This window comes from Mycolicibacter senuensis, assembly GCF_003284925.1.
GTDB lineage: Bacteria > Actinomycetota > Actinomycetes > Mycobacteriales > Mycobacteriaceae > Mycobacterium > Mycobacterium algericum_A.
Genome location: NZ_QMEX01000062.1, coordinates 1 through 23,280, shown reverse-complemented (window position 1 = coordinate 23,280; position 23,280 = coordinate 1). Strand labels below are relative to the sequence as shown.

At 67.5% G+C, this 23,280-nt stretch carries 21 protein-coding genes; 9 read left to right on the top strand and 12 right to left on the bottom strand.

Translation table 11 applies throughout. From position 1 onward, the window contains the following. Nucleotides 1-122: 122 nt before the first annotated feature. From gyrA to dnaA, 6 genes are all read right to left on the bottom strand, one after another. On the bottom strand, nucleotides 123-3,878 hold the full coding sequence (gene gyrA, locus DQP56_RS14665; RefSeq protein WP_112686588.1) for an intein-containing DNA gyrase subunit A: 3,756 nt from the start codon (nucleotides 3,876-3,878) through the stop codon (nucleotides 123-125). A gap of 60 nt (nucleotides 3,879-3,938) precedes the next feature. Next, on the bottom strand, nucleotides 3,939-5,990 hold the full coding sequence (gene gyrB, locus DQP56_RS14660; RefSeq protein ID WP_112686586.1) for a DNA topoisomerase (ATP-hydrolyzing) subunit B: 2,052 nt from the start codon (nucleotides 5,988-5,990) through the stop codon (nucleotides 3,939-3,941). A gap of 216 nt (nucleotides 5,991-6,206) precedes the next feature. Then, nucleotides 6,207-6,773 carry a DUF721 family protein gene (locus DQP56_RS14655; protein WP_112686584.1) on the bottom strand — a complete coding sequence of 189 codons (567 nt, stop codon included), beginning with the start codon at nucleotides 6,771-6,773 and terminating at the stop codon, nucleotides 6,207-6,209. Then, nucleotides 6,770-7,930: a DNA replication/repair protein RecF gene (gene recF / locus DQP56_RS14650; RefSeq protein WP_112686582.1), complete on the bottom strand. Its 1,161-nt coding sequence runs from the start codon at nucleotides 7,928-7,930 to the stop codon at nucleotides 6,770-6,772. The genes DQP56_RS14655 and recF overlap by 4 nt, the downstream gene beginning before the upstream one ends. A gap of 37 nt (nucleotides 7,931-7,967) precedes the next feature. Then, a complete protein-coding gene (gene dnaN / locus DQP56_RS14645) occupies nucleotides 7,968-9,164 on the bottom strand; it encodes a DNA polymerase III subunit beta (RefSeq protein WP_112686580.1) in 1,197 nt (398 codons plus the stop codon). 544 nt (nucleotides 9,165-9,708) lie between these two features. After that, nucleotides 9,709-11,184, bottom strand: coding sequence for a chromosomal replication initiator protein DnaA (gene dnaA / locus DQP56_RS14640; RefSeq protein WP_112686578.1), 1,476 nt, complete (start codon nucleotides 11,182-11,184; stop codon nucleotides 9,709-9,711). Nucleotides 11,185-11,795: 611 nt separating this feature from the next. Between dnaA and rpmH the strand changes: the two genes are divergently transcribed. The 9 genes from rpmH (at nucleotide 11,796) to DQP56_RS14595 (ending at nucleotide 18,212) form a co-directional block, all read left to right on the top strand. Further along, nucleotides 11,796-11,939: a 50S ribosomal protein L34 gene (gene rpmH, locus DQP56_RS14635; RefSeq protein ID WP_005142265.1), complete on the top strand. Its 144-nt coding sequence runs from the start codon at nucleotides 11,796-11,798 to the stop codon at nucleotides 11,937-11,939. Nucleotides 11,940-11,955: 16 nt separating this feature from the next. Further along, a complete protein-coding gene (gene rnpA, locus DQP56_RS14630) occupies nucleotides 11,956-12,336 on the top strand; it encodes a ribonuclease P protein component (RefSeq protein WP_112686576.1) in 381 nt (126 codons plus the stop codon). Next, entirely contained in the window at nucleotides 12,333-12,650 is a 318-nt protein-coding gene (gene yidD / locus DQP56_RS14625) for a membrane protein insertion efficiency factor YidD (protein WP_112686574.1), read from the top strand. Before rnpA ends, yidD begins: the two co-directional genes overlap by 4 nt. A 10-nt stretch (nucleotides 12,651-12,660) precedes the next feature. Further along, nucleotides 12,661-13,740 carry a membrane protein insertase YidC gene (gene yidC, locus DQP56_RS14620; protein WP_112686572.1) on the top strand — a complete coding sequence of 360 codons (1,080 nt, stop codon included), beginning with the start codon at nucleotides 12,661-12,663 and terminating at the stop codon, nucleotides 13,738-13,740. A gap of 65 nt (nucleotides 13,741-13,805) precedes the next feature. Further along, entirely contained in the window at nucleotides 13,806-14,378 is a 573-nt protein-coding gene (locus DQP56_RS14615; RefSeq protein WP_205868880.1) for a Jag family protein, read from the top strand. Nucleotides 14,379-14,443: 65 nt separating this feature from the next. Next, complete coding sequence (gene rsmG, locus DQP56_RS14610; protein WP_112686568.1) at nucleotides 14,444-15,160, top strand: 16S rRNA (guanine(527)-N(7))-methyltransferase RsmG; 717 nt, start codon at nucleotides 14,444-14,446, stop codon at nucleotides 15,158-15,160. Beyond that, complete coding sequence (locus DQP56_RS14605; protein ID WP_112686566.1) at nucleotides 15,157-16,140, top strand: ParA family protein; 984 nt, start codon at nucleotides 15,157-15,159, stop codon at nucleotides 16,138-16,140. Before rsmG ends, DQP56_RS14605 begins: the two co-directional genes overlap by 4 nt. Before the next feature lie 48 nt (nucleotides 16,141-16,188). Beyond that, on the top strand, nucleotides 16,189-17,190 hold the full coding sequence (locus DQP56_RS14600) for a ParB/RepB/Spo0J family partition protein (protein WP_112686564.1): 1,002 nt from the start codon (nucleotides 16,189-16,191) through the stop codon (nucleotides 17,188-17,190). 224 nt (nucleotides 17,191-17,414) lie between these two features. Then, nucleotides 17,415-18,212 (top strand): acetyltransferase, encoded by a 798-nt coding sequence (locus DQP56_RS14595; RefSeq protein ID WP_205868879.1) that lies wholly within the window; start codon nucleotides 17,415-17,417, stop codon nucleotides 18,210-18,212. Here DQP56_RS14595 and DQP56_RS14590 read toward each other — a convergent pair. The 6 genes from DQP56_RS14590 to DQP56_RS14565 all read right to left on the bottom strand — a co-directional run. Beyond that, entirely contained in the window at nucleotides 18,209-19,429 is a 1,221-nt protein-coding gene (locus DQP56_RS14590) for an N-acetylmuramoyl-L-alanine amidase (protein ID WP_112686562.1), read from the bottom strand. The two genes, DQP56_RS14595 and DQP56_RS14590, sit on opposite strands and share 4 nt — an antisense overlap. 158 nt (nucleotides 19,430-19,587) lie before the next feature. Then, entirely contained in the window at nucleotides 19,588-19,920 is a 333-nt protein-coding gene (trxA, locus tag DQP56_RS14585) for a thioredoxin (RefSeq protein WP_112686560.1), read from the bottom strand. Further along, nucleotides 19,917-20,909, bottom strand: coding sequence for a thioredoxin-disulfide reductase (gene trxB / locus DQP56_RS14580; RefSeq protein WP_112686558.1), 993 nt, complete (start codon nucleotides 20,907-20,909; stop codon nucleotides 19,917-19,919). Before trxB ends, trxA begins: the two co-directional genes overlap by 4 nt. Before the next feature lie 96 nt (nucleotides 20,910-21,005). Then, on the bottom strand, nucleotides 21,006-21,503 hold the full coding sequence (locus tag DQP56_RS14575; protein ID WP_112686556.1) for an RsmA family anti-sigma factor: 498 nt from the start codon (nucleotides 21,501-21,503) through the stop codon (nucleotides 21,006-21,008). Nucleotides 21,504-21,531: 28 nt separating this feature from the next. Continuing rightward, nucleotides 21,532-22,152 carry an RNA polymerase sigma factor SigM gene (sigM, locus tag DQP56_RS14570; protein ID WP_112686554.1) on the bottom strand — a complete coding sequence of 207 codons (621 nt, stop codon included), beginning with the start codon at nucleotides 22,150-22,152 and terminating at the stop codon, nucleotides 21,532-21,534. 79 nt (nucleotides 22,153-22,231) lie between these two features. Further along, nucleotides 22,232-23,280 (bottom strand): protein kinase family protein (locus tag DQP56_RS14565; protein ID WP_526022706.1); only part of this gene is annotated, 1,049 nt, incomplete at its 5' end.

The window sequence follows — 23,280 nt, the reverse complement described above, 5'->3', positions numbered from 1 at the left end:
GCCGGCCCGCTGCCCGCGGATTCCGCTTGGCCCGGACCGCTGCCCGGGTGCCCCGGCTCATTCGGTGCGCTCACTGACGCTCCTTACCTCCCCGAGCCGCCCCGCGGTCCGGATTTTCTCGTTCAGCTATCCGAGTCCTCGTCGACCGCTTCTACGTCGGCGTTCCGTGCGATCGCTATCAGTGTGTCGCCCTCACCCAGGTTCATCAACCGAACGCCCTTGGTCTGGCGCCCGGCCTTGCGAACCTGCCGCGCCGCGGTCCGGATCACCCCGCCCCCGGAGGTGATCGCGTAAAGCTCACTGTCATCGTCGACAATCAACGCCCCGACCAGCCGGCCCCGCTTGGGATCGTACTGAATGGTCAGGATGCCCTTGCCGCCGCGACCCTGGGCGGTGTACTCCTCGATCGCGGTTCGCTTGGCGTAGCCGCCGGCGGTGGCCACCAGCAGGTAGGTGTCATCGCGGACCACATTGAGCGACAGCAGCCGGTCATCGGCGTTGAACCGCATGCCCTGCACGCCGGAGGTGGCCCGGCCCATCGGGCGCAGCGCCTCGTCGGTCGCCGAGAACCGGATGGACTGCCCATTGGCCGAGACCAGCAGCAGATCGTCCTCGGCGGAGCACAACACCGCGCCGACCAGCTCGTCGCCCTCGCGCAGGTTGATCGCGACGATCCCACCGGACCGGTTCGAATCGAAGTCGGTCAGCTTGGACTTCTTGACCAGGCCGTTGCGGGTGGCCAGCACCAGGTACGGCGCGTCCTCGTAGCTCTTGATCTGGATGACCTGGGCGATGCGCTCCTCGGGCTGGAAGGCCAACAGGTTGGCGACGTGCTGGCCGCGAGCGGTGCGCAGCGCCTCCGGCAGGTCGTAGGCCTTGGCGCGGTACACCCGGCCCTGCGTGGTGAAGAACAGGATCCAGTCGTGGGTCGAGCAGACGAAGAAGTGCGCCACGATGTCGTCCTGCTTGAGCCCGGCGCCCTGCACGCCCTTGCCGCCGCGCTTCTGGCTGCGGTACAGGTCGGTCTTGGTGCGCTTGGCGTAGCCGGTTTCGGTGATCGTGACGACGACGTCCTCGCGGGCGATCAGATCCTCGTCGGCGACATCGCCGTCGGCGGCGATGATCCGGGTACGACGGTCGTCACCGTACTTTTCGACGAGCTCGCCGAGTTCCTGCTGCACGATCGCGCGCTGCCGCTCCGGCTTGGCGAGGATGTCTTCCAGGTCGGCGATCTCGGCCTCGATCTTGGCCAGGTCGTCGATGATCTTCTGGCGCTCCAGCGCGGCCAGCCGCCGCAGCTGCATGTCCAGGATCGCTTGCGCCTGGATCTCATCGATGTCGAGGAGGTTGATCAGGCCCTGACGTGCCACGTCGACGGTCTCGGACGCCCGGATCAGTGCGATCACCTCGTCGAGGGCGTCGAGCGCCTTGACCAGGCCGCGCAGGATGTGCGCGCGTTCGTTGGCCTTGCGCAGCCGGTAGGTGGTGCGCCGCACGATCACATCGAGTTGGTGGGCAACGTAGTGGCGGATCATCTGATCCAGTCGCAGGGTGCGCGGCACCCCGTCGACGATCGAGAGCATGTTGGCGCCGAAGCTCGTCTGCAGCTGGGTGTGCTTGTAGAGGTTGTTCAGCACCACCTTGGCCACGGCGTCGCGCTTGACCTCGACGACGATGCGCAGCCCCACCCGGTCGCTGCTCTGGTCCTCGATGTTGGCGATACCGACGAGTTTCCCGTCGCGCACCTGGTCGGCGATCGACGTGATGAAGTTGTCGTGGTTCACCTGGTAGGGCAGTTCGGTGATGACCAGCAGTGCCCGCCCGCGGGCATCCTCCTCGATCTCGACCACCCCGCGCATCCGGATGGATCCGCGCCCGGTCCGGTAGGCGTCGCCGATGCCCTGCGATCCGACGATCAGCCCCGAGGTGGGGAAGTCCGGGCCCTTGACCCGCTCCATCACCGCTTCCAGGGTGGTCTCTTCGTCGGCGTCGTGGTTGTCCAGGCACCAGAACACCGCTTCGGCCAGTTCACGCAGGTTGTGCGGCGGGATGTTGGTCGCCATGCCGACCGCGATGCCGCCGGACCCGTTGGCCAGCAGGTTCGGGAACCGGCTGGGCAGCACGGTCGGCTCTTGCACCCGGCCGTCGTAGTTCGGGACGAAATCGACGGTCTCCTCGTCGATTTCACGCAGCATCTCCATGGCCAACGGGGTCAGGCGAGCCTCGGTGTTGTGGCTGACGAACCCGTTGGTGATGAAGGCGTGGTCCTCGGTGTCCACCCGCAGGCTGTAGACGGGCTGAACGCCGGCATCGGTGACCGAGGCGACCTCGGCGTAGTAGAACCGCCCGTCGGTGAGCTCGGAAGCGATCGCGCGGACGTCCGGGTCGGCGATACGCGAAAGGATCTCCGCGCTATCGCGCCGCCATCGAGCGAGCCGGTCGATGTTGTGGCGGTTCAGCCAGTCCTTGTCGACCCAGCGGCCACCGCCTTGCGTGCGGATGAACGAACCCAGGCCCGGAACGTGGTCATCGTCCATACCGGCGCATGGCGGCAGCGACGACAGCATGCCGACCAGCTTCTGCTGTTTGGCGCCGCCGAAGCCGACCTGGCTCGCGAACAGCTCAGCTTGCCCGCGGTTGGTTATGACAACCTTGTGTTCGCCGCTGGCGTGCCGGTACCGCTTGGAGATCACCCCCAACTCGAGCAGCATCTGCTGCACGTCCTTGGCAAGGGGTTGGCTGCGGGTGGAGTACGACACCTGGATCCCGTTACGCGGTAGCGACGAGCAGGAACCGTCTCCTTCGAACAGCGCCCGCAGGAACACCCGCTTGACAGCCGCCGGCGAACGCCAGATCCATTCCGGTATCGACTTCCCCGCCGACCGCTGCCCGACGAGTTCCGCCAGCCGTGACTCCTTCAAGTCGGAAAGATCGTGGACATCGAGTTCATGCAGCAGCGACCCCGACTTGATCGGGCGATGCGATACAGACCGCGGGCCGCCCACGACCGCGTCGTAGGCCGTCACCACCATCTCGAAGTAATCAGCGTCGAGGTTGTTCAAGCCGGCTCGGCCCTCGGAGACGACGCCCTCGCTGAGGAAGGCGCCGGCCAGCAGCGCTTCCATAGTCGGCTGCCAGTCGGCGGGCCCGAACTCGGCCGGCGGGGTCCGTTGCAGCGCAACGCGATCACCCGGCCGTATTTCCTCGACCAACTTCCACAGCAGGGTCGGAACGCCCGCGACGTCCACCAGGCACAACAACGGGTGGTTCGCCGTACCGGTTACTTCGTAACCCTCGGCGGTCCGCACCGTGTAGGTCTGATGCTCACCGGAGTGGAACAGTCGGTCTGCGGCCACCGGGTTGCCGTGCCGGTCCATGACCTTCAACTCAACGATGTTGTCGGAGTTGGGTCGGGCGTCACCGACGACATCACCGATCCGTACGGCCTGCCCAAAAGGCAACCGCACCAAAGCCTCCGCGGTGACGCAGTAACGCATCGCGGCCGGCGGGTCGTTGCCCGGCGAACCGAAGTTGCCCTGGCCGTCGACCAGCGGGTAGCGCAGCGACCACGGCTGGGCCATCCGCACCAGGGTGTCGTAGATCGACGAGTCACCGTGCGGGTGGTAGTTACCCATCGTCTCGGCGACCGAGCGGGCCGACTTGGCGTGGCCGCGATCCGGGCGGAACCCGGAGTCGAACATCGCGTAGAGCACCCGCCGGTGCACCGGCTTGAGGCCGTCGCGGACCTCGGGCAGCGCACGGCCCACGATCACGCTCATCGCGTAGTCGATGTAGCTGCGCTGCATCTCCTGCTGGATGTCGACCGGTTCGATCCGGTCCACCGAGTCGTCTCCGGGTGGCAGCGTGGTGTCTGTCATCTGTTCCTCGTTCAGTCAGCGGTCAGGCAGGTCGGATGGCGCCGGCGTCGCGACACATCCCTAAACGTCCAGGAAGCGAACGTCTTTGGCGTTGCGTGTGATGAAGCTGCGCCGAGCCTCGACGTCCTCGCCCATCAGGATCGAGAAGAGTTCGTCGGCCGCGGCGGCATCGTCGAGGGTGACCTGACGCAGCACCCGCACCGTCGGGTCCATCGTGGTCTCCCACAACTCCTTGGCATCCATCTCACCCAGGCCCTTGTACCGCTGAATGCCGTCTTCGGTGTTGATCTTCTTGCCGGCGGCCTTGCCCGCCTCGAGCAGGCCGTCGCGTTCCCGGTCGGAATAGGCGAATTCGGGCTCAGCGCCGCGCTGCCACTTGAGTTTGTACAGCGGCGGCTGCGCCAAGAAGACGTGGCCGTTCTCGATGAGGGGCCGCATGAAACGGAACAGCAGCGTCAGCAGCAGGGTGGCGATGTGCTGGCCGTCGACGTCGGCGTCGGCCATCAGCACGATCTTGTGGTAGCGCAGCTTGGAGATATCGAATTCGTCGTGGATACCGGTGCCCAGCGCGGTGATGATCGCCTGGACTTCGTTGTTCTTGAGCACCCGGTCGATCCGAGCCTTTTCGACGTTGATGATCTTGCCGCGCAACGGCAGAATCGCCTGGAACATCGAGTCGCGTCCGCTCTTGGCCGAGCCGCCCGCCGAATCCCCTTCCACCACATATAGTTCGCACTTGGTGGGGTCATTCGAGCGACAGTCGGCCAGCTTGCCGGGCAACCCGCCCAGATCCGTGGCGCTCTTGCGGCGCACCAACGCCCGGGCTTTACGCGCGGCCTCGCGCGCCTGCGCCGAGGACACCGCTTTGTTGATGACCACCTTGGCTTCGGCCGGGTTGGCCTCGAACCAGTGGCTGAGCTCCTCATTGCAGACCTTCTGCACGAACGACTTCACCTCGGTGTTGCCCAGTTTCGTCTTGGTCTGGCCCTCGAACTGCGGCTGGGACACCTTGACCGAGATGACCGCCGCCAGGCCTTCGCGGATGTCCTCCCCGGTGAGGTTGGGGTCCTTGTCCTTGAGCAGCTTCTTGTCTTTGGCGTATTTGTTGACCACGCTGGTCAGCGCCGAGCGGAATCCCTCTTCGTGGGTGCCACCCTCGGCGGTGTTGATGGTGTTGGCGAAGGTGTGGACCGATTCGGAGTAGCCGCCGTTCCACTGCATGGCGATCTCGACTTCGTGTCCGGTTCCCTTGCCGTCGAAGTCGATGATGGTCGGGTGGATCGGGGTCTTGGTGCGGTTGATGTGCGCGACGAAGTCACGCAGGCCACCGGGATAGTGGAAGACGCGGTGCTTGACCTTGTGCGGCGCCTGGGCTTCGGCGGCCTTGTCCTCGGCGGACTTCGGCGCTTCGGCGGTGTCGCTGACGACCTCGTCGACGACTTCTTCGGTCCGGACCCGCTCATCGGTGAGCTCGATGGTCAGGCCCTTGTTGAGGAACGCCATCTCCTGCAACCGCCGCGCTACGGTCTCGAAGTCGTAGTTGGTGGTCTCGAAGACGTCCGGGTCCGCCCAGAACCGGATGGTGGTACCGGACTTCGTGGTCTTGTCGCCCTTCTTCAGCGTTCCGGGGAGCGACTTGTCATAGGTCTGGAACCACTCGTGACCATCGACGCAGATATCGGCTTCCAGCCGGGTCGACAGCGCGTTGACCACCGAGACGCCGACGCCGTGCAGGCCACCGGAGACGCTGTAGGCGCCCTCTTCGAACTTCCCACCGGCGTGCAGGACGGTCATCACGACGTCGACGGTCGGAATTCCGGTGGCGTGCATGGCCACCGGGATGCCACGGCCGTCATCGGTGACCTCGACGCCGCCGTCTTCGAGGATGCGCACCGCGACCTTGCTGGCGTAGCCGGCCATCGCCTCATCGACGGCGTTGTCGACGACCTCCCAGATCAGGTGATGCAGGCCGCGTTCACCCGTGGAGCCGATGTACATACCGGGTCGTTTGCGGACGGCTTCGAGGCCTTCGAGAACCTTGATCGAATCGGCACCATACTTGTTTTGGGCAGCCACGGTCGGGGAGCTCTCCTCAAGGTCTCGAGCAAGCATTCGGCGCACCACATCACCGGATGCGCGGGGGATACCCGAACAGTCTACCGTGACCCGGCCACGGCGGGTATTTTCTCAGGGCGTTTCCACCCATCTGGTTGCGCCGTGGCGTCGATATCGCGGTCGACCATGTGTCCGGCCGGTGGCCGGAGCGTTTTTTGTGCTCGTAGGGCTTCTGAGACGCAGCCCTGGCGAGTGTCGGCCGACCCGGCCCGGCTATCCGTAGGTGTCGCGCGGCCCGCGGCCCGAAACGTGCAGCGGTCCCTTACGCCACGACGGCGCGGTGGGCCCGGTGATCTTCAGCGTTGTCACCACCCCTTCACCGACGGCGGCGGCGATCTTGGCCAACAGCTGACGCTGTACCAGCCGCAGCTGCGTGGCCCAGGCCGTCGATTCGGCCGACACGCTCAGCACGCCTTGCGACAGCCTGGTCGGCGTCGCGTGTGAAGCGATGTCCTCACCGACCACCGAGCGCCATCGACCCAGGACCGTACCCTCGGCGACCTGCGCCGACCAGCCGCGTGACTGCGCGAGATCGCGGGTGGCAGCGCCCAAGGTCTGCGGGTCGCGGGCATCCGGTCCCGGCCCCGACCACCGGCGGCGGCCACCGCCACCGCCCGGTGCACGCCGGCGTAACGGTGCCCGGCGCCCCTGTCCGACATCCTTGCCCTGGCTGCGCGCCGCTTCGCGCGCTTCGGCCAACGTCCGCCGGACCAGATCCATGCCGGTGAGCCCGGCCAGATGCGCCGGTGGTTGCAGCTCCGGCAACTCGGAATCATTCATGACTCAGCCCCGATCAGTTCCGACACCCTGCCGGTATCGTCCTCGGCCACCGCGATCCGGATCTGGCGGGCCTGCCAGTCCGCCGGGACGTCGTCGGCCACGGCGGCGGTGATCAGCACCTGCTCGGCGGCGGCGGCGACGTCGGCGAGTGCGCGGCGGCGAGCCGTGTCCAGCTCAGCGAACACGTCGTCGAGCAGCAACACCGGCTCGGCCCCTTCGCTGCGCAGCAGTTGATAAGCCGCCAACCGCAGCGACAGCGCCATCGACCACGATTCCCCGTGGCTGGCAAAGCCTTTCACCGGCCGATCACCCAGGCGCAGTTCCAGCTCGTCGCGGTGGGGACCGACCAGACACACACCGCGTTCCAATTCCGCACGGCGCCGCTGCGCCAGTTCCGCCAGCAGCAGCTCTTGTAGCTCGGCCAGGCTTGCACTCGCTGCCTCGGGGGGAACCTCCAATTTGGGGCGATAGGCAACCGCTGCGGTCCTGGTCCCCGGGGCAAGCAGTTGATAGGCCTTTTCGACTTCCGGAGCCAACTGGTCGACCAGCTCGATCCGGGCGGCCATCAGCTCTGCGCCATGCGCTGCCAACTGAGCATCCCAGGCGTCGAGGGTGTCCAGCACCGACCGGTCACCGCGGTGCAGCGCACCCGAGGCGCTCTTGAGCAGCGCGGTGCGCTGACGCAGCGCCTTGTCATAGTCGGCACGCACCGCGGCGATCCGCGGCCGGCGCACACTGGCCAGTTCGTCGAGGTAACGGCGTCGCTCACCGGGATCCCCTCGCACCAGCGCCAGGTCTTCCGGGGCGAACAACACCGCTCGCAGCACGCCGACGACCTCGCGGGGGTGGCGCACCGGGGCCCGGTTGAGCCGGACCTTGTTGGCACGCCCGGCGGCGATCTCCAGATCCACCGCCAGCTCGCGACCTTCGTTGACGACGATGGTCGACACCACTGCGCGCTCGGCGCCGGATCTGATCAGTGGGGCGTCGGTGGCCACCCGATGTGACCCGAGGGTCGCCGAATACCACAGCGCTTCAACAAGATTGGTTTTGCCATACCCGTTCGCGCCGACCAGTACCGTCGCGCCCGGCTCCAGTTCGAGGTCGACGTGCGCCCAGGACCGGAAATCTCGCAGGCCCAGGTGGCGGACATACACCGCGAAACCACCCCTCCAGTCGTGGCGGCCGCGCCGGTCAGCCCGGCAGGCGAACCGGCATCAACAGGTAGACGTAGTCCGACGGTACCGCCGGGAACGGACCCGCGCCGCTCAGCGCAGGTTCGTCGTCACCGGCCGGTCGCAGCACGGCCGGCTTTTTGGGATCGGTGAATCCCATCGAGACCTTCGCACTGTGCAGCGAGCCCAGCCCATCGGTCAGATAGGTCGGGTTGAAGGCGATGGTCAGCGGCTCGCCGGCGAAGTCGACCGGCAGGTCCTCCTCGGCGCGCCCGACATCGTCCGCGCCGGCGGACAACCGCAGCGTTCCCTCGGACAACTCCATGCGAACCTGCGCTCCGCGGTCGGCGACCAGGGCGACACGCTTGATCGCCTCGGTCAGCTCCGCCACCCCGATGGTGGCGACCGCAAGGTGTTCGCTGGGCAGCAGCTGGCGGAATTTCGGGAATTCGGCGTCCAGCAAGCGGGTGGTGCTGCGCTTGCCGGCACTGCTGATGCCCAGCAGACCTTCGCTGCCCACCGACGGGCCCGCACCCAGGGCCAGATGCACCTCGGTGCCGTCACCGCTGGCCTTGGCCGCTTCGGCGAGCGTCTTGGCCGGGACCAGCACCGCCGCTTCGGTACCGGGCGCCGCCGACCAGGTCAGTTCGCGGACCGCCAGACGGAACCGGTCCGTGGCCGCCAAAACCACTGTGTTTCCCGAAATCTCGACACGGATACCGGTCAACATCGGCAGCGTGTCATCCCGCCCGGCCGCCACCGCCACCTGGCCGATCGCCTCGGCGAACAGGTCCGCGGGCAACGTCCCGGTCTCCTCGGGCAACGTCGGCAGCGTGGGGTAATCCTCGACGGTCATGGTCGGCAACGAGAACCGGGCGTTGCCGCACCTCAACGACACCCGGGTCGCTTCGACCTGCACCTCGACCGGCTTGGCCGGCAGCGCCCTGGTGATATCCGACAGCAGCCGTCCGGATACCAAAACGCTTCCTGGCGAAGCGATCTCGGCCGCAAGTTGGACCTCTGCGGAGACCTCGTAATCGAACCCGGAAACCGTCAAACCGTTGTCCGACCCGGTCAGCAGCACTCCGGCCAACAACGGCACGGTGGGCCGGGCCGGCAGGGATTTCGCCACCCACGCCACCGCATCCGCGAAGTCATCCCGGTCCAGGCGGAATCTCAAGTCGGTCAGACCCGCGTTTGTGGTCGCCGCGTCCATAGCGTCCTCTCGTCACCCCGTTATCGAGCTCTACCCCGCGGCGACCGGTGAACATCCCACCTGCGGCCGTGCAACGCCCTCGACAAAAGCGCAAGGGCGGTAGGTCACCAACCGTAGAGCCTAGAAGCCCTTCGTGAAAGTTAATCGAGGACACCCGTGGTTGCCCCGGCGTTCCGGTCGGGGTGGGTGGTGGCTGGTTGTGAACAGGCCGCCTGGGCGCGAATCCCCAACAGCTGTTTTTGAAAGGAAACCGATGAAGAGAACTGAGTATTAGTAGTAAGGCCTGTGCATGCTGGGTACAACCCGGCATCGTCGCTGCTGAACAGGGCGATCGGGTTGGGGACCAACCGTGAATAACACGCCGAGCGGCAGCGGGCCGGCTGTGGATGGAACAGCGGCTGTGCATCCTCGGCCGGTTCGTCACCGGATGGTGGACAGGTTGTCCGCAGCGGTATCCACAGCCAGCGGCCGTAACGGGTGGTGCGAATGGGTCGGAAGTTTTTTGCAAGAAGTCCCGGGAAGTCGGGGGCCGGCCCGGGGGATTTCAGCGCTTGGCGCGCTGCCGGATTCGGGTGGTCAGCTCCTTGACCTGATCGAAGACCTCGCGACGCTCGGCCATCTCGCCGCGGATTTTGCGTTCGGCGTACATCACGGTGGTGTGGTCGCGGCCGAAGGCCTGACCGATCTTGGGCAGCGACAGGTCGGTGAGCTCTCGGCACAGATACATGGCGATCTGCCGAGACTGGGCCAGCGGGCGGGTCTTGCCGGGGCCGCGCAGCTCCTCGATGCTGGTGTCGAAGTACTCGGCGATCACCGCCATGATGATCGCGGCACTAATCTGCATGGTGCTGGCATCGGCGATCAGGTCACGCAGCACGATCTCGGCCAGCGCCCGGTCGATCGGCGTCTTGTTCAGTGAGGCGAATGCGGTGACGCGGATCAGCGCCCCCTCCAGTTCGCGGATGTTGCGTTCGATGCTGGTGGCGATCAGCTCCAGCACGTCCCCGGGAACGTCCAGCCGCTCCATCTGAGCCTTCTTGCGCAGAATCGCGATCCGGGTCTCCAGGTCGGGTGGCTGGACATCGGTGATCAGCCCCCACTCGAACCGGGTGCGCAGCCGATCTTCCAGGGTGGCAAGCTGTTTGGGCGCCCGGTCGGAGGTGATCACGATCTGCTTGTTGGCGTTGTGCAGCGTGTTGAAGGTATGGAAGAACTCCTCCTGGATACCTTCTTTGCCCTCGATGAACTGGATGTCGTCCACGAGCAGGACGTCGATGTCGCGGTAGCTGCGCTTGAACGCGACCTTGCGATCGTCGCGCAGTGAGTTGATGAAGTCGTTGGTGAACTCTTCGGTCGAGACGTACTTGACGCGCATCCCGGGAAACAGCCGCTGGGTGTAGTTGCCGGCCGCGTGCAGCAGGTGGGTCTTGCCCAGACCGGACTCACCCCAGATGAACAACGGGTTGTAGGCACGCGCGGGCGCCTCGGCGATGGCCAGGGCAGCGGCGTGCGCGAACCGGTTGGAGGTACCGATGACGAAGGTGTCGAAGGTGTAGCGCCGGTTGAGGCTGGCGCCGTCGGCGGTGGCCGAATCATCACTGGGGCGCTCGGTGAAGTAGTTCGGCCAATCGTATTCGACGTCGGTGGTGTCGTCGTCTTCGTCATCGTCGCTGACGCGAGAGGGGACAACACCATCTGGAGCCGACGAGGCGGTGGTGTCGTCGGCCGGGGCAGGGGCGATGCGGACGCCGAGTTCGATGTCGTGGCCCAGACGACGGCTCAAGGCGGCGGTGATCTGGGTGCGCAGGTGTCGTTCGATCTCGTTCTGGACGAAGCTGCTGGGCACCGCGAGCAGCGCGAAACCCTCGACGATCGCCAACGGGTGGACGAGGTTGAGCCAGGCCTTCTGCTGGGGTGTCAGCAGCGGCGCTGCACCGCCGGGCGCGTCGGCTTCACCGTTGAGTTCCGCAACGACCTCGTCCCACAGGGTGAGGAACGCCGTCCCGGGGTCATCGGTCAATGCCCCATCCCCCTGGCTCGAAGTCGTGATGCACGGATCCCGTGCGGTGACATGCTATCCACACAGTTATCCACAGGTGTGGATGAGATGCGCATACCCCGTTGAGGCCCTCCAGGCCAGTTGCTCGGCAAACGGCCACCCCAGATTGTCAGGCGACACCTGAAGCGCCGGCCGGTTGGTGCTCTTCGATTACGGCCGAGACCGCTTCAGTTGCGAAACGGTGCTGGCAAGCAAGCTAACAGGTTTCCGGGCTGGTGACCACTCGTTTCTGCGAGATGAACGGGCCGAAAACGAGGCCACCCACGACGTCCGTGGCGGGTGTGACCACTGTGAATAATGGGCTTCAGTGCATCCGCTCGCCACGGGCTGGGCGGCCCGCTGCGGAGGGAGGCGGTGGCGGGTTTGACCCGGCGAACCTGCGTCAGTACCCTCGAACAGTCGCCCGAACGTCGGCGATACGGCAGCGACCGGCTCTTGGCCGGAGACCGCGCCGGTTACCAGCAAGACGCAGAAGTTCACCGAGCTTACCGAGTGCGTCGCGTGCGGCAGGCACAACGGGCTTCCGGTGTGTCGGGCAGACGCGGCGCAAGACGCAACAAGGAGAATGTGCCGTGGCCAAGGGCAAGCGGACCTTCCAGCCGAACAACCGACGCCGGGCCCGGGTACACGGGTTTCGCCTGCGGATGCGGACGCGCGCCGGCCGCGCGATCGTCACGGGTCGGCGTCGCAAGGGCCGGCGCTCGCTGACTGCTTGAGACGGGTAGCGCGGCGGTGCTCCCGTCTCCCTACCGGATGAGACGGTCGGCTGATTTCGGTGCGACCGTCAAGCAGGGCCGCAGAGCGGTGCAGCCGGATGTCGTCGTCTACAGCCGAGTGGTCGACGACCGGCAGATCGACACCCCCGACGTGGCCGAGGCGTCCCCGCAGGTCGGGTTGATCATCGCCAAGTCGGTGGGCTCCGCCGTCGATCGACACCGGGTGGCCCGCCGGTTGCGTCATGTGGCCCGCGAGATGCTGGGCGAGCTGCACCCGGGCGAACGGCTGGTGATCCGGGCGTTGCCCTCCAGTAGCGGGGCGAAATCGACGGCACTCCGTACGCAATTGCGTGCCGGGTTGCAGGCGGTGCACCGGTCGGGGGGTGGGGCACGGTGAACCACGGTGTCGCAGCGGCTCCGGTCCGCGGACTGATCTTCGTCATCGAGCTCTACCGGCACTTGATCTCCCCGTTGCGGCTACCGAGTTGTCGTTTCATGCCGACGTGCAGCCAGTACGCAGTGGACGCCTTGGGCGAGTATGGGCTGATCCGGGGCAGCTGGTTGGCAGCGGTGCGCCTGGCAAAGTGTGGTCCGTGGCATCAAGGTGGCTGGGATCCGATACCGGAGCGGTCCCAGGATGGCGCCGGCTGCGGCTGCCCGTCCGGGAACGCCTCGGACAACCGAGCGGAGAGTGAACGCAGTGTCCTTTGATCCCCAGAGTATGGACTACGTGTACTACCCGGTGTCGGGGATTATGTGGTTGTGGTACAAGGCTTTTGGCCTGGTGCTCGGTCCGGCGAACTTCTTCACCTGGGCACTGTCGGTGACGTTCCTGGTTTTCACGTTGCGGGCGCTGCTCTACAAGCCGTTCGTCAAGCAGATCCGCACCACGCGACAGATGCAGGAGCTGCAGCCGCAGATCAAGGCGTTGCAGAAGAAGTACGGCAAAGATCGCCAGAAGATGGCGATGGAGATGCAGAAGCTGCAGCGGGAGCACGGCTTCAACCCGATCTTGGGTTGTCTGCCGATGCTGGCGCAGCTGCCGGTGTTCCTGGGCCTGTTCCATGTGTTGCGCTCGTTTAACCGCACCAGCTCCGGGATCGGCCAGCTGGGCCTGTCACCGGACCTGAACCGGCAGCTGGGCAACTACTTCTTCAGCGCCGCCGACGTGGGCAACTTCCTGGACGCGAACCTGTTCGGAGCGCCACTGGGTGCGACGATGATCCAGCGCACCGGGTTGGACGCCTTCGCCGAGTTCAACCGTGTCTCGGTGATCGCGGTAGGCGCGCCGATCATGATCGCGGCCGGCATCGCGACCTACTTCAACAGCCGGGCGTCGGTCGCGCGACAGACCCCGGAGGCGGCTGCGAACCCGCAGACCGCGATGATGAACAAACTCGCGCTGTACGTGTTCCCGCTCGGCGTGGTGGTCGGCGGGCCGTTCTTGCCGTTGGCCATCATCTTGTACTGGTTCTCCAACAACATCTGGACGTTCGCCCAGCAGCACTACGTGTTCGGCTTGATCGCCAAGGAGGAGGAGCAGAAGAAGGAGGAAGCGCTGCGGCGACGCGCTGCGAACGCGCCGGCACCCGGGGCCAAGCCCAAGCGAGCCGGTCGCACCGCGGCCGCGGATGCCGACAGTGCTACCGAATCCGAGCAGCCGCCGGCCGCCGATGCCGTGACCGAGGCCGCCGCCGGCGAGCCCGCCAAAGCCGATGCGGTCAAACGAAACCCGGGCCGGCCCGCCGCGCGCGGTAGCCGCCCGGGCGCCGGCGCGAAGCCGAAGAAACGCAAGCGGTGACCGCACCGCCACCAAGCCAACCGGCGCGTGAGCAGCCGGGCACGGAGGGAGACGACATGACTGACATGACCGACACGAACGACGCGGAGACCACGGGGCAGGACGCTGTGGATGTTGCGGGCGAGCTGGAGACCGAGGACGGCGGAGCGGCCCCGGCCACGCCCACTGTTGATCTCGAAGACCGGTTGGTTGCCGAGGGAGAGATCGCCGGCGACTACCTGGAGGAATTGCTCGACCTGTTGGACTTCGATGGCGACATCGATCTCGACGTGGAGGGCCGCCGGGCGATCGTGAGTATCGACGGCGGGACCGACCTCACCAAGCTGGTGGGCCGCAAGGGCGAGGTGCTCGACGCGCTGCAGGAGCTGACCCGGCTGGCGGTGCACCAGAAGACCGGCGAGCGCAGCCGGCTGATGCTGGATATCGCCGGCTGGCGCCGGCGGCGCCGCGATGATCTGACCGCGTTGGGCGACGAGGTCGCCCGGCGGGTGCTGGAAAGCGGCGACGACGAGGAACTGGCCCCGATGAGCCCGTTCGAACGTAAGATCGTCCACGATGCGGTGGCTGCCGTCGCAGGCGTACACAGCGAGAGCCAGGGTGTGGAGCCGTCACGCCGGGTCGTCGTTCGGCGGGACTAGCGGGTAGGTACCGCCGGAGAAGTACATCCGAGTAATTCTCCACGCGCACCCGGGAAGCCGGAGGAATGTTTCACGTGAAACATGTCGGGGGAGCGCCGGCGCCCGCGGCTCCGCCAGCGGCGGCCGACGTCTTCGGTGAGGGGTTCTCGACCGCCAGGCGCTACGCCGAGTTGCTGGCGGGGCCCGGTGTGGAATGGGGCTTGCTGGGTCCGCGGGAAGTCGAGCGAATCTGGGAGCGCCACCTGCTCAACTGTGCGGCGGTGGCCGAGTTGCTCGAGGCGGGCGAGCGGGTCGCCGACATCGGCAGCGGCGCCGGCCTGCCGGGGATCGTCTTGGCTATCGTCCGGCCGGATCTGCAGCTGGTACTCGTGGAGCCGTTGCTCCGACGCAGCGACTTTCTCCGCGAGGTGGTCGACGAACTGCGCCTCGAGAACGTGGACGTGGTGCGGGGCCGTGCCGAAGATCGGGTGGTGCGCGACGCTGTTGGGGACCGTGACGCGGTCGTCTCGCGGGCGGTCGCCAGCCTCGACAAGATCAGCCGTTGGAGTCTGCCGCTGCTTCGCAACGGCGGGCGAATGCTGGCGATGAAGGGCGAGCGCGCGCAGGCCGAGGTCGACGAGCACCGCCGTGTGATGATCGGACTAGGCGCGAACGACATAAGGGTGGTGAGATGTGGCGTGAACTATTTAACTCCGCCCGCGACCGTGGTGACGGCGCGGCGGGGGGAGCCCGGCCGAGCCCGGGGCGGACCGACGCGACGGACCACCAGGAGAGCAACATGAGCACACCGGCCGGCCGCCCGGCGGCCCGGGACGCCGGCCCCTCCCGCGGCGCGGTTTCACGTGAAACATCGCGCGGTCCGGTTTCACGTGAAACATCACCTGATTACGACACCCCGATCGGGGCTGCTGCCGAGCGCGCCATGCAGGTACTGCACACCCACAACCGCCTGCCCCGCCCCAAGCGCCGCCGGGTGTTCACTGTCGCCAACCAGAAGGGCGGGGTCGGCAAGACGACGACCGCCGTCAACCTCGCGGCGGCGCTCGCCGTCCAGGGGATCAAGACCCTGGTGATCGACCTGGACCCCCAGGGCAACGCCAGCACCGCGCTGGGCATCTCCGACCGCCAATCGGGCACCCCGTCGTCATACGAAGTCCTGATCGGGCAGATGCCGGTGCACGCCGCGCTGCGCCAGAGTCCCCACAACGAGCGACTGTTCTGCATCCCGGCCACCATCGACTTGGCCGGCGCCGAGATCGAACTGGTGAGCATGGTGGCGCGGGAGAATCGGTTGCGGAACGCGTTGAGCGAACTGGACGACTCCGACTTCGACTACGTCTTCATCGACTGCCCCCCGTCGCTGGGATTGCTCACGGTGAATGCGTTGGTCGCGGCGCCGGAGGTGATGATCCCGATCCAGTGCGAGTACTACGCCCTGGAGGGTGTGTCCCAGCTGATGCGCAATATCGAGATGGTCAAGGCGCATCTCAATCCGCGGCTGGAGGTGACGACCGTGCTGCTGACGATGTACGACGGCCGCACCAAGCTCGCGGATCAGGTCGCGGATGAGGTCCGGCGGTACTTCGGCGACCGGGTGCTCCGGACGGTGATCCCCCGCAGCGTCAAGGTGTCGGAGGCACCCGGCTACAGCATGACGATCATCGATTACGACCCCGGCTCGCGCGGCGCCATGAGCTATCTGGACGCCAGCCGGGAACTCGTCGAACGTGATCTGGCCGATGGCCCCGAAGGACGGCGTTGATGACCGTCGTCGGCAAGAAGGAACCACTTTTAAGAAGGAACAACGCAAATGACCGGACCGTCGCGTAAGAAGGGCGGCTTGGGCCGCGGCCTGGCATCGCTGATCCCCACCGGCCCCGCTGACGGGGCGGGCACCACGGCCGACCGGGGCGCCGGCATGGGGCCCCGGATGGGTGACGCCGCGGCGGACGTGGTCCTGGGCGGCGCCGCCCCGGCGAAGGCCGCTGAAGTGGGCGCGGTCTACCGCGAGATCAGTCCGGCCGACATCGAGCCCAACCCCCGCCAGCCGCGGCAGGTCTTCGACGACGAGGCGCTGGCCGAACTGGTGCACTCGATCCGCGAGTTCGGGCTGATGCAGCCGATCGTGGTGCGGGCACTTCCGGGGGCCGCACCCGGCGCGGCGCGCTACCAGTTGGTGATGGGGGAGCGGCGCTGGCGGGCTTCCCAGCAGGCCGGCCTGGATGCGATCCCGGCGATCGTGCGGGAGACCGACGACGACAATCTGCTGCGCGACGCCCTGCTGGAGAACATCCACCGGGTGCAGCTGAATCCGCTGGAAGAGGCGGCGGCCTACCAACAGCTGCTCGACGAGTTCGGGGTCACCCACGATGAACTCGCGGCCCGCCTCGGCCGGTCGCGGCCGTTGGTGACCAACATGATCCGGCTGCTGCGGCTGCCGATCGCCGTCCAGCGCAGGGTGGCCGCCGGGGTGTTGTCGGCCGGCCATGCCCGTGCCCTGTTGTCGCTGGAGGGCGGTTCGGAGGCGCAGGAGCAGCTGGCGGCCCGGATCGTCGCCGAGGGGCTGTCGGTGCGGGCGACCGAGGAGGCAGTCACGCTGGCCAACCGCGGCGACACCTCGACACCGGTGGCGCCGCGCCGCAAGCCGATCCACATGCCCGGCCTCCAGGACGTCGCCGAACGGCTGTCGAGCGCCTTCGACACCCGCGTGACGGTCAGCCTCGGCAAGCGCAAAGGCAAGATCGTGGTGGAATTCGGGTCCGTCGACGACTTGCAGCGCATCGTCGCGCTGATGAGCTCCTCGGCCGATTGAACCCGGTGTCGGGCCAGGTCCGATGGCACACGGCAATTACGTCACTGTGACGGTTAGGCGGTGCGGCGGCAGGGTGGCGGGCGAATTATGCTGAACGGCAAGGACTTTCGTATTTTCGGGGTGCCGCGGGGCCGGTTGGAGCCGATGGTGGCATCCGGCGGCTCAACGCTCCTATCCTTAAGGGGTTGCCGTCGGTGGCAGCACGGGTTGAGACCGGGAGTTCAGTGTCTGTCCGAATCGCACCGCTGAGGCTCGAGGGCTTCGAGCAGCTTCCCAAGCACGCACGCCGGTGCGTGTTCTGGGAAGTGGATCCGGCCACCCTCGGCCGCGACGACCACCTCTCGGATCCGGAGTTCGAGAAGGAAGCCTGGCTGTCGATGGTGATGCTGGAGTGGGGATGCTGCGGGCAGGTCGCCACGCCCTCGGCTCCGGCCGGGGGAGCAGACGATTCGCCGTGCCTGGGCTATGTGCTGTACGCCCCGCCACGCGCGGTGCCGCGGGCGCACCGGTTCCCGACGGCACCGGTGTCAGCCGACGCGGTGCTGTTGACGTCCATCGGGGTCGAGCCGGCGCCGATGGCCGACGGCCTGCCGCGGGAGCTGATCGCCGGAGCGGTCGAGGAACTGATCCGCCGGGGCGTCCGCGCCCTGGAGGCATTCGGCCGCACGGCAGCCGTCGGCGACTTGCTGGATCCACGCAATGTGCCGCCGGATGTCGCACCGGTGCTGGAGGCCGTCGGTGACTGCACGGTGGAGCACTGCATCATCGAAGCCGACTTCTTGACCGATGTCGGGTTCACCGTGGTGGCACCGCACCGGTACTTCCCCCGGCTGCGGCTGGAGCTCGACAAGGGGCTGGGCTGGAAGGCGGAGGTGGAGGCGGCGCTGGAGCGGCTGCTGGAAACCGCGCAACTGCAGGCGCCGGTCGGGGCCAGCGCCCCGGCGGGATCGGTGTCCAGCCGGTCAGGTGCCGCGGTTGAACCGGCGGCCCAGCTTCGCCCCTCCGGCGTCGAGTCTGGCTAACCGCCGCCGAGCCGGCCGGTCCGCTCGACCGACAGCTCATGGGCCAGCAATTCGGCGAACGTGAACGTGCCGGTGGGCCGGTCGTTCTTGCCGAGCAGGTACAGCCGTTTGACCGCGGCCAGCATCCCCTCGGCGATGGCGTCGCGCGTTGCGGGCGAGACCAGCATCCCGCGGTCACGCGGGCTGGTGATGTATCCGACGTCGACCTCGACGGTGGGCATCCGGGTCAGCCGCAGCAGGTCCCACGTCCGGCCGTGCGCCCGGCAGTCCTGTAAACCGGTGCGCGCCACGATTTCTCGCTGAATGAAGTCCGCGAGGCTACGGCCGATGGTGGACACCGACCCGTGGGAGTTGCCGAAGTGGAAGGAGGCCACGCCGTTGGCCGCCGGACTGACGTGGGTGGCGCAGCGCAGACTGATCATCAGGTCGGCGCCGACGGCGTTCGCGGTGGCGGCCCGTTCGGCATCCGACGGACTGCGGCCGTTGGGACGGGACAGGAACGTCTCCATCCCGATGGCGGTCATCCGACCTTCCAAGCGACTTGCCAAGTCCCACAAGATATCCGCTTCACTGATCGGACCCGTCGGGGTCTGGGTGATCAGTCCGTGGTCGCTGCCGCCGCGGCCCGGGTCGATGACGATTCGCTTGCCGGACAGCCGCGGCCCCGAGCGCCGCACCAACTCTTCCTCTCGGATCGCGTGCGGTGAACCGCCGGTCACCCGTGAGGCCAAAAAATTCAAGGAGCGCAACGTTTCCGGGCCGCAGATGCCGTCTGCGTACAGGCCGTATTCGCGCTGATAGGACATCAGCGCATTGTGGGTCTGGATACCGAAGTAGCCGTCGACCATGCCGGTGTAGAAACCCAGATCCTGCAGGCGGGCCTGCAGCGTGGCCACGTCGTCGCCGTACATCGGCGCCCCGAACTGGTGATTGAGGATTCGTGCACCCAGCCGGTAGGACGCCTCTTTGAGTGCCCGATAGGTGGCCTCGCCGATGATGCCGTCGACCAGCAGTCCGCGCTGCTGCTGGAAGGCGCGTACCGCCTGGTCGAGGTCGTCGTCGAACACGTCCAGCGCGACGTGCTTGCCGGTGGTCAGGTCCGCATCGGGGCTGTCCACCAGGCCCAATGCGGCCAGTGCTGCGCGGATCTCGACGACAGCGCCGCTGCGGTCGCCCCGGCGCAGCGCGTCGGCTGCGCTGCGATGCCGACCCGACATTACTGAGCCCTCCAGTCGTCGCTGTTGGCAGCGGAAACGTCGCTGACGGTTGCCAGCAGGTTAGGCAGCATTGTCTCAGATGCTGGCCGATTTATTGAAAACGGCGAGGCCAGAAAGGTGCGGGATCCGGGCGGGATCCCCGACGGCTCAGATCGGGGTCAGCCGATGTCTGCGAGCTCGCGCAGCAGGGCGGCCTTGCCCTTAGCGCCGACGATCCGCTTGACCGGCTGACCGTCTTTGAACAGGATCAGCGTGGGAATCGACACCACACTGAATTCCCGTGCCGTCTCCGGATTCGCGTCGACGTCGAGCTTGGCCACGGTGAGTTGATCGGCCTGCTCGGCGGCGATCTCCTCGAGGACCGGGGCGACCATCTTGCAAGGTCCGCACCAGGTCGCCCAGAAGTCGACCAGCACCGGCTTTCCGCTGGCCAGCACGTCGGTGGCGAAGGTGGCGTCGGAGACGGTCACCGTGTGGTGGTTGTCGGTCACTGTGGTGCTCCCATCAAGGTTTCGGTCGCGGAGTCCTGCAGGTCGGCGGCGTCGGCTGCCTCGGCCAGCCAGCGCTCGGCGTCGATGGCGGCGACACAGCCGGTTCCGGCCGCGGTGATCGCCTGCCGGTAGGTACGGTCCACCAGGTCACCGGCGGCGAACACCCCGGGCAACGAGGTGCGCGAGCTCGGCTGCTGCACCAGCACGTAGCCGTCCGCGTCGACCTGCACCGCGTCCCGCACCATCTCCGAGCGAGGATCGTGGCCGATCGCGACGAACACCCCGGTCACCGGCAGGGTGGTTTCCACGCCGGTCACGGTGTCGCGCACCTGCAGCCCGGTCACGGTGTCCGCGCCATCGACGGCGACCGGCACCGCATTGGTGAGGAACCGGATCTTGTCGTTCTCGCGAGCCCGATTGAGCATGATCTTCGACGCGCGGAACTCCTCCCGGCGGTGGACCACGGTCACGCTGCGGGCGAACCGGGTCAAGAAGGTGGCTTCCTCCATCGCCGAGTCGCCGCCGCCGATCACCGCGATGTCCTGGTCGCGGAAGAAGAAGCCGTCGCAGGTGGCGCACGAGCTGACGCCGCGGCCCAGAAGTTCCTGCTCGCCGGGGATGTTGAGGTAGCGGGCGGCGGCACCCATGGCCAGGATGACCGCGCGTGCCCGATGGGTTTCGCCCTCGGCGGTGACGACGGACTTGACCGAGCCGTCGAGGGCCACCGACTCGACGTCTTCCATGCGCAGGTCGGCGCCGAAGCGCAGCGCCTGCTCGCGCATCTCGTCCATGAGTTCCGGGCCCATGATGCCGTTGCGGAAGCCGGGGAAGTTCTCCACCTCGGTGGTGGTCATCAGCGCCCCGCCGAACGAGGTCCCCTCGAACACCAGCGGCGCCAGCTGCGCCCGAGCAGCATAGATCGCCGCGGTGTACCCGGCCGGGCCGGAACCGATGATGATCACATCGTGGATGGTCGGTGTCTCAGACATCGAGGGCCTTTCCGCTCGGACCGTTACAGGGGCTACCAACGTCAGCGTAGGGGGCGATGTTCCCGGCCCCGATACGGACGGGTTCTGAGGCACCGGCTAGGGGCGGCGGACGGTGGTGTCGGCCAGCAGCCCGGTGTCGGCGGAACTGCAGTTGGGGGCGACCGCCAGCGCGACGATGGTGCCGGGAGAGGCGCCGGGCAGCAGCAGCACGACGCCGGGATGACCGTTGACCGCGAGCTCGCGTGCGCCCAGCACGCGGGTAGACGCCGGATAACCCAGGGCGGCCAGGCAGCCGGCCCGTCGTCCGGGATCGGCCAGCGCGCCGTACTCGGGGCGTCGGTCGAGCAGCTCGAGGAGCTCCGCTTCGGTCAGCGGCATTACCGGTGTCGGTTCGGAGGCCACCGTGATGGCGTCGAACGAGCGGGGCCCGCTGGGGGTGTCACCGGGAAACCGGATCAGCGCGGCAGTGCCCAATCCGACCGCGAGCAGCGCGGCCGCCGCCCCGGCGATCGCAGCGATCCGGTTGAGCCGGGGCAGCGGCCGGCTCGAATGCGCCGGGCGCAGTTCCCGGCCTTCTCGATCAGCTGCGTCCATCGCAGTGCCGCTCCCGCTCGCTTCGTGGCTAGGCACAGTCGTCGACCCGGCCGTGCAGGACACCGTCAGCCGCCAAGGCTATCCGCCGGGCAGCCGGGCGGACCGGAGCGGCGGGCCCGGTGTGGTCCCCGCCCAGCAGTACCGCGAGCCGGGCCCGGCCGCGGGCGCAGCGGCTCTTGACCGTGCCCTGCGCCACACCGAGTGTGCGGGCGGCATCGGCGATGGAGTAGCCGTGCATGTCCACGGTCACCACTGCGGCGCGCTGTTCGGTCGGCAACCTGCGCAGCGCTGCGCGCACTTCCAGTGCGGTCTCCACCTCGGCGGTGCGATCGGCGACGGCCGGAGACTCTGCGAGCGGCACCGACGGGTGAAGCCGGTTGCGCCGCAGTCGATCCCGGCAGGCATTGACCACGATGCGGTGCAGCCAGCTGCCGACGGCGGCGTTGTAACGAAACGATGCGGCGCTGCGATGCGCCGAGAGCATCGCCTCCTGCAGGGCGTCCTCGGCGTCTTCGGGGCAGCCGGTGATGACCCGGGCCAGCCGGCGGAGCCGGCGCTGGTGGCGGCCGTAGAGCTCCTGGAATGCGTGGCGGTCGCCGGCGACGTGCGCGGCCAGCAGTTCGGCGTCGCTGCGCTCCGGCTGACCCATGGGCGGACACTAACCAGCCGGCGGCCCGACGGCACTTCAGTTGTGCACAGGCGGCCGTACCGCTCGCGCGTCGTGGCGCCTAGGACGCCGCCTGCACGGTGATCTCGGAGATCTGGGTGCGGCTCTCGCCGCCGGTGTTGCCCATCGTCGATATCCACACCAGCAGGTTCGACGTCGGCGCCGACGAGTCGGCCGAGATCTTGTTGGCACCGGGCTGCAGCGCCTTGGCGGGCGCCAGCAGCGTGGTGTCCTCGAGGCGGGTCGGCCGCGGCGTCGTCGACGACCGCAACTCCACCCGGGTTCCGGTGCTGGAGACGTTGATCCCGACGCTGCCGATCACCGTCGGCTTGGGCAGTTGCAGCATCAGCCCGACGCCGCTCTTGAAATTCGGGAAGGGCACCGGATCGGAGTAGGTGTCCGTCGACCAGAAGGTCGCGGGATTCCCGTCGATCGCCAGCCCGGCATCCTGGGGACGGTCGGCCTCCCCGCCGGGCGAGAACACCGTCGCCTGAACGGGTTTCACCGTACTCCCCGGTGTGCTCGAGCCCTGCTGTGACGACGACGCCGACGGACTGCTCAGGCCCAGCTCCGTTTTGTCCAGCCCGTTGACGTCACCGAAGATCCGGTTGAGCACGGATGCCAGCACCAGCAGCGCGACCAGGATGACGGCACCGCCGATACCGGCGCCGATCAGCACCCGGCGTCGCCGCTCGGCGCGCATCTCGGCATCCACCGGCGGCGCCGGACGCGGCGCGGGCGGCTCATCGCTGAGCGGGCCCAGCAGTTCGGTCTGCTCGTGCAACGCGGTGGCCTGCTGCAGCAGGTTCGACAACGTCGATGCGCCGCGTATGCCGCCGTCGGACTGGATCGCGTGACTGGCCGCGGCGGAGATCTGGAACGGGATCTCGGGTTTGACCGAGTCGGGTTTGACCGGATTGCCGGTGGCGTCGAGGTCGGCCGGGGCCAGGCCACCGCCGGTCGCGCCCTCCAGCGGCCACCGGTTGACCAGCAGCGCGTACAGGGTGGCGCCGATCCCGCGGATATCGTCCTCGGGCTTGGTGTCGGGCAGCGTCGCGGGGAAGGCGAGGGTGACGTCGCCGTCGATGCTGACCCGGACCCGGCCCGGGT

Excerpts from the sequence above, each read along its gene's own strand:
- gyrA (WP_112686588.1), bottom strand. The coding sequence starts at position 3,878 with ATGACAGACACCACGCTGCCACCCGGAGACGACTCGGTGGACCGGATC.
- gyrB (WP_112686586.1), bottom strand. The coding sequence starts at position 5,990 with ATGCTTGCTCGAGACCTTGAGGAGAGCTCCCCGACCGTGGCTGCCCAA.
- DQP56_RS14655 (WP_112686584.1), bottom strand. The coding sequence starts at position 6,773 with ATGAATGATTCCGAGTTGCCGGAGCTGCAACCACCGGCGCATCTGGCC.
- dnaN (WP_112686580.1), bottom strand. The coding sequence starts at position 9,164 with ATGGACGCGGCGACCACAAACGCGGGTCTGACCGACTTGAGATTCCGC.
- yidC (WP_112686572.1), top strand. The coding sequence starts at position 12,661 with ATGGACTACGTGTACTACCCGGTGTCGGGGATTATGTGGTTGTGGTAC.
- DQP56_RS14615 (WP_205868880.1), top strand. The coding sequence starts at position 13,806 with ATGACCGACACGAACGACGCGGAGACCACGGGGCAGGACGCTGTGGAT.
- rsmG (WP_112686568.1), top strand. The coding sequence starts at position 14,444 with ATGTTTCACGTGAAACATGTCGGGGGAGCGCCGGCGCCCGCGGCTCCG.
- DQP56_RS14605 (WP_112686566.1), top strand. The coding sequence starts at position 15,157 with ATGAGCACACCGGCCGGCCGCCCGGCGGCCCGGGACGCCGGCCCCTCC.
- DQP56_RS14600 (WP_112686564.1), top strand. The coding sequence starts at position 16,189 with ATGACCGGACCGTCGCGTAAGAAGGGCGGCTTGGGCCGCGGCCTGGCA.
- DQP56_RS14590 (WP_112686562.1), bottom strand. The coding sequence starts at position 19,429 with ATGTCGGGTCGGCATCGCAGCGCAGCCGACGCGCTGCGCCGGGGCGAC.
- trxB (WP_112686558.1), bottom strand. The coding sequence starts at position 20,909 with ATGTCTGAGACACCGACCATCCACGATGTGATCATCATCGGTTCCGGC.
- DQP56_RS14575 (WP_112686556.1), bottom strand. The coding sequence starts at position 21,503 with ATGGACGCAGCTGATCGAGAAGGCCGGGAACTGCGCCCGGCGCATTCG.
- sigM (WP_112686554.1), bottom strand. The coding sequence starts at position 22,152 with ATGGGTCAGCCGGAGCGCAGCGACGCCGAACTGCTGGCCGCGCACGTC.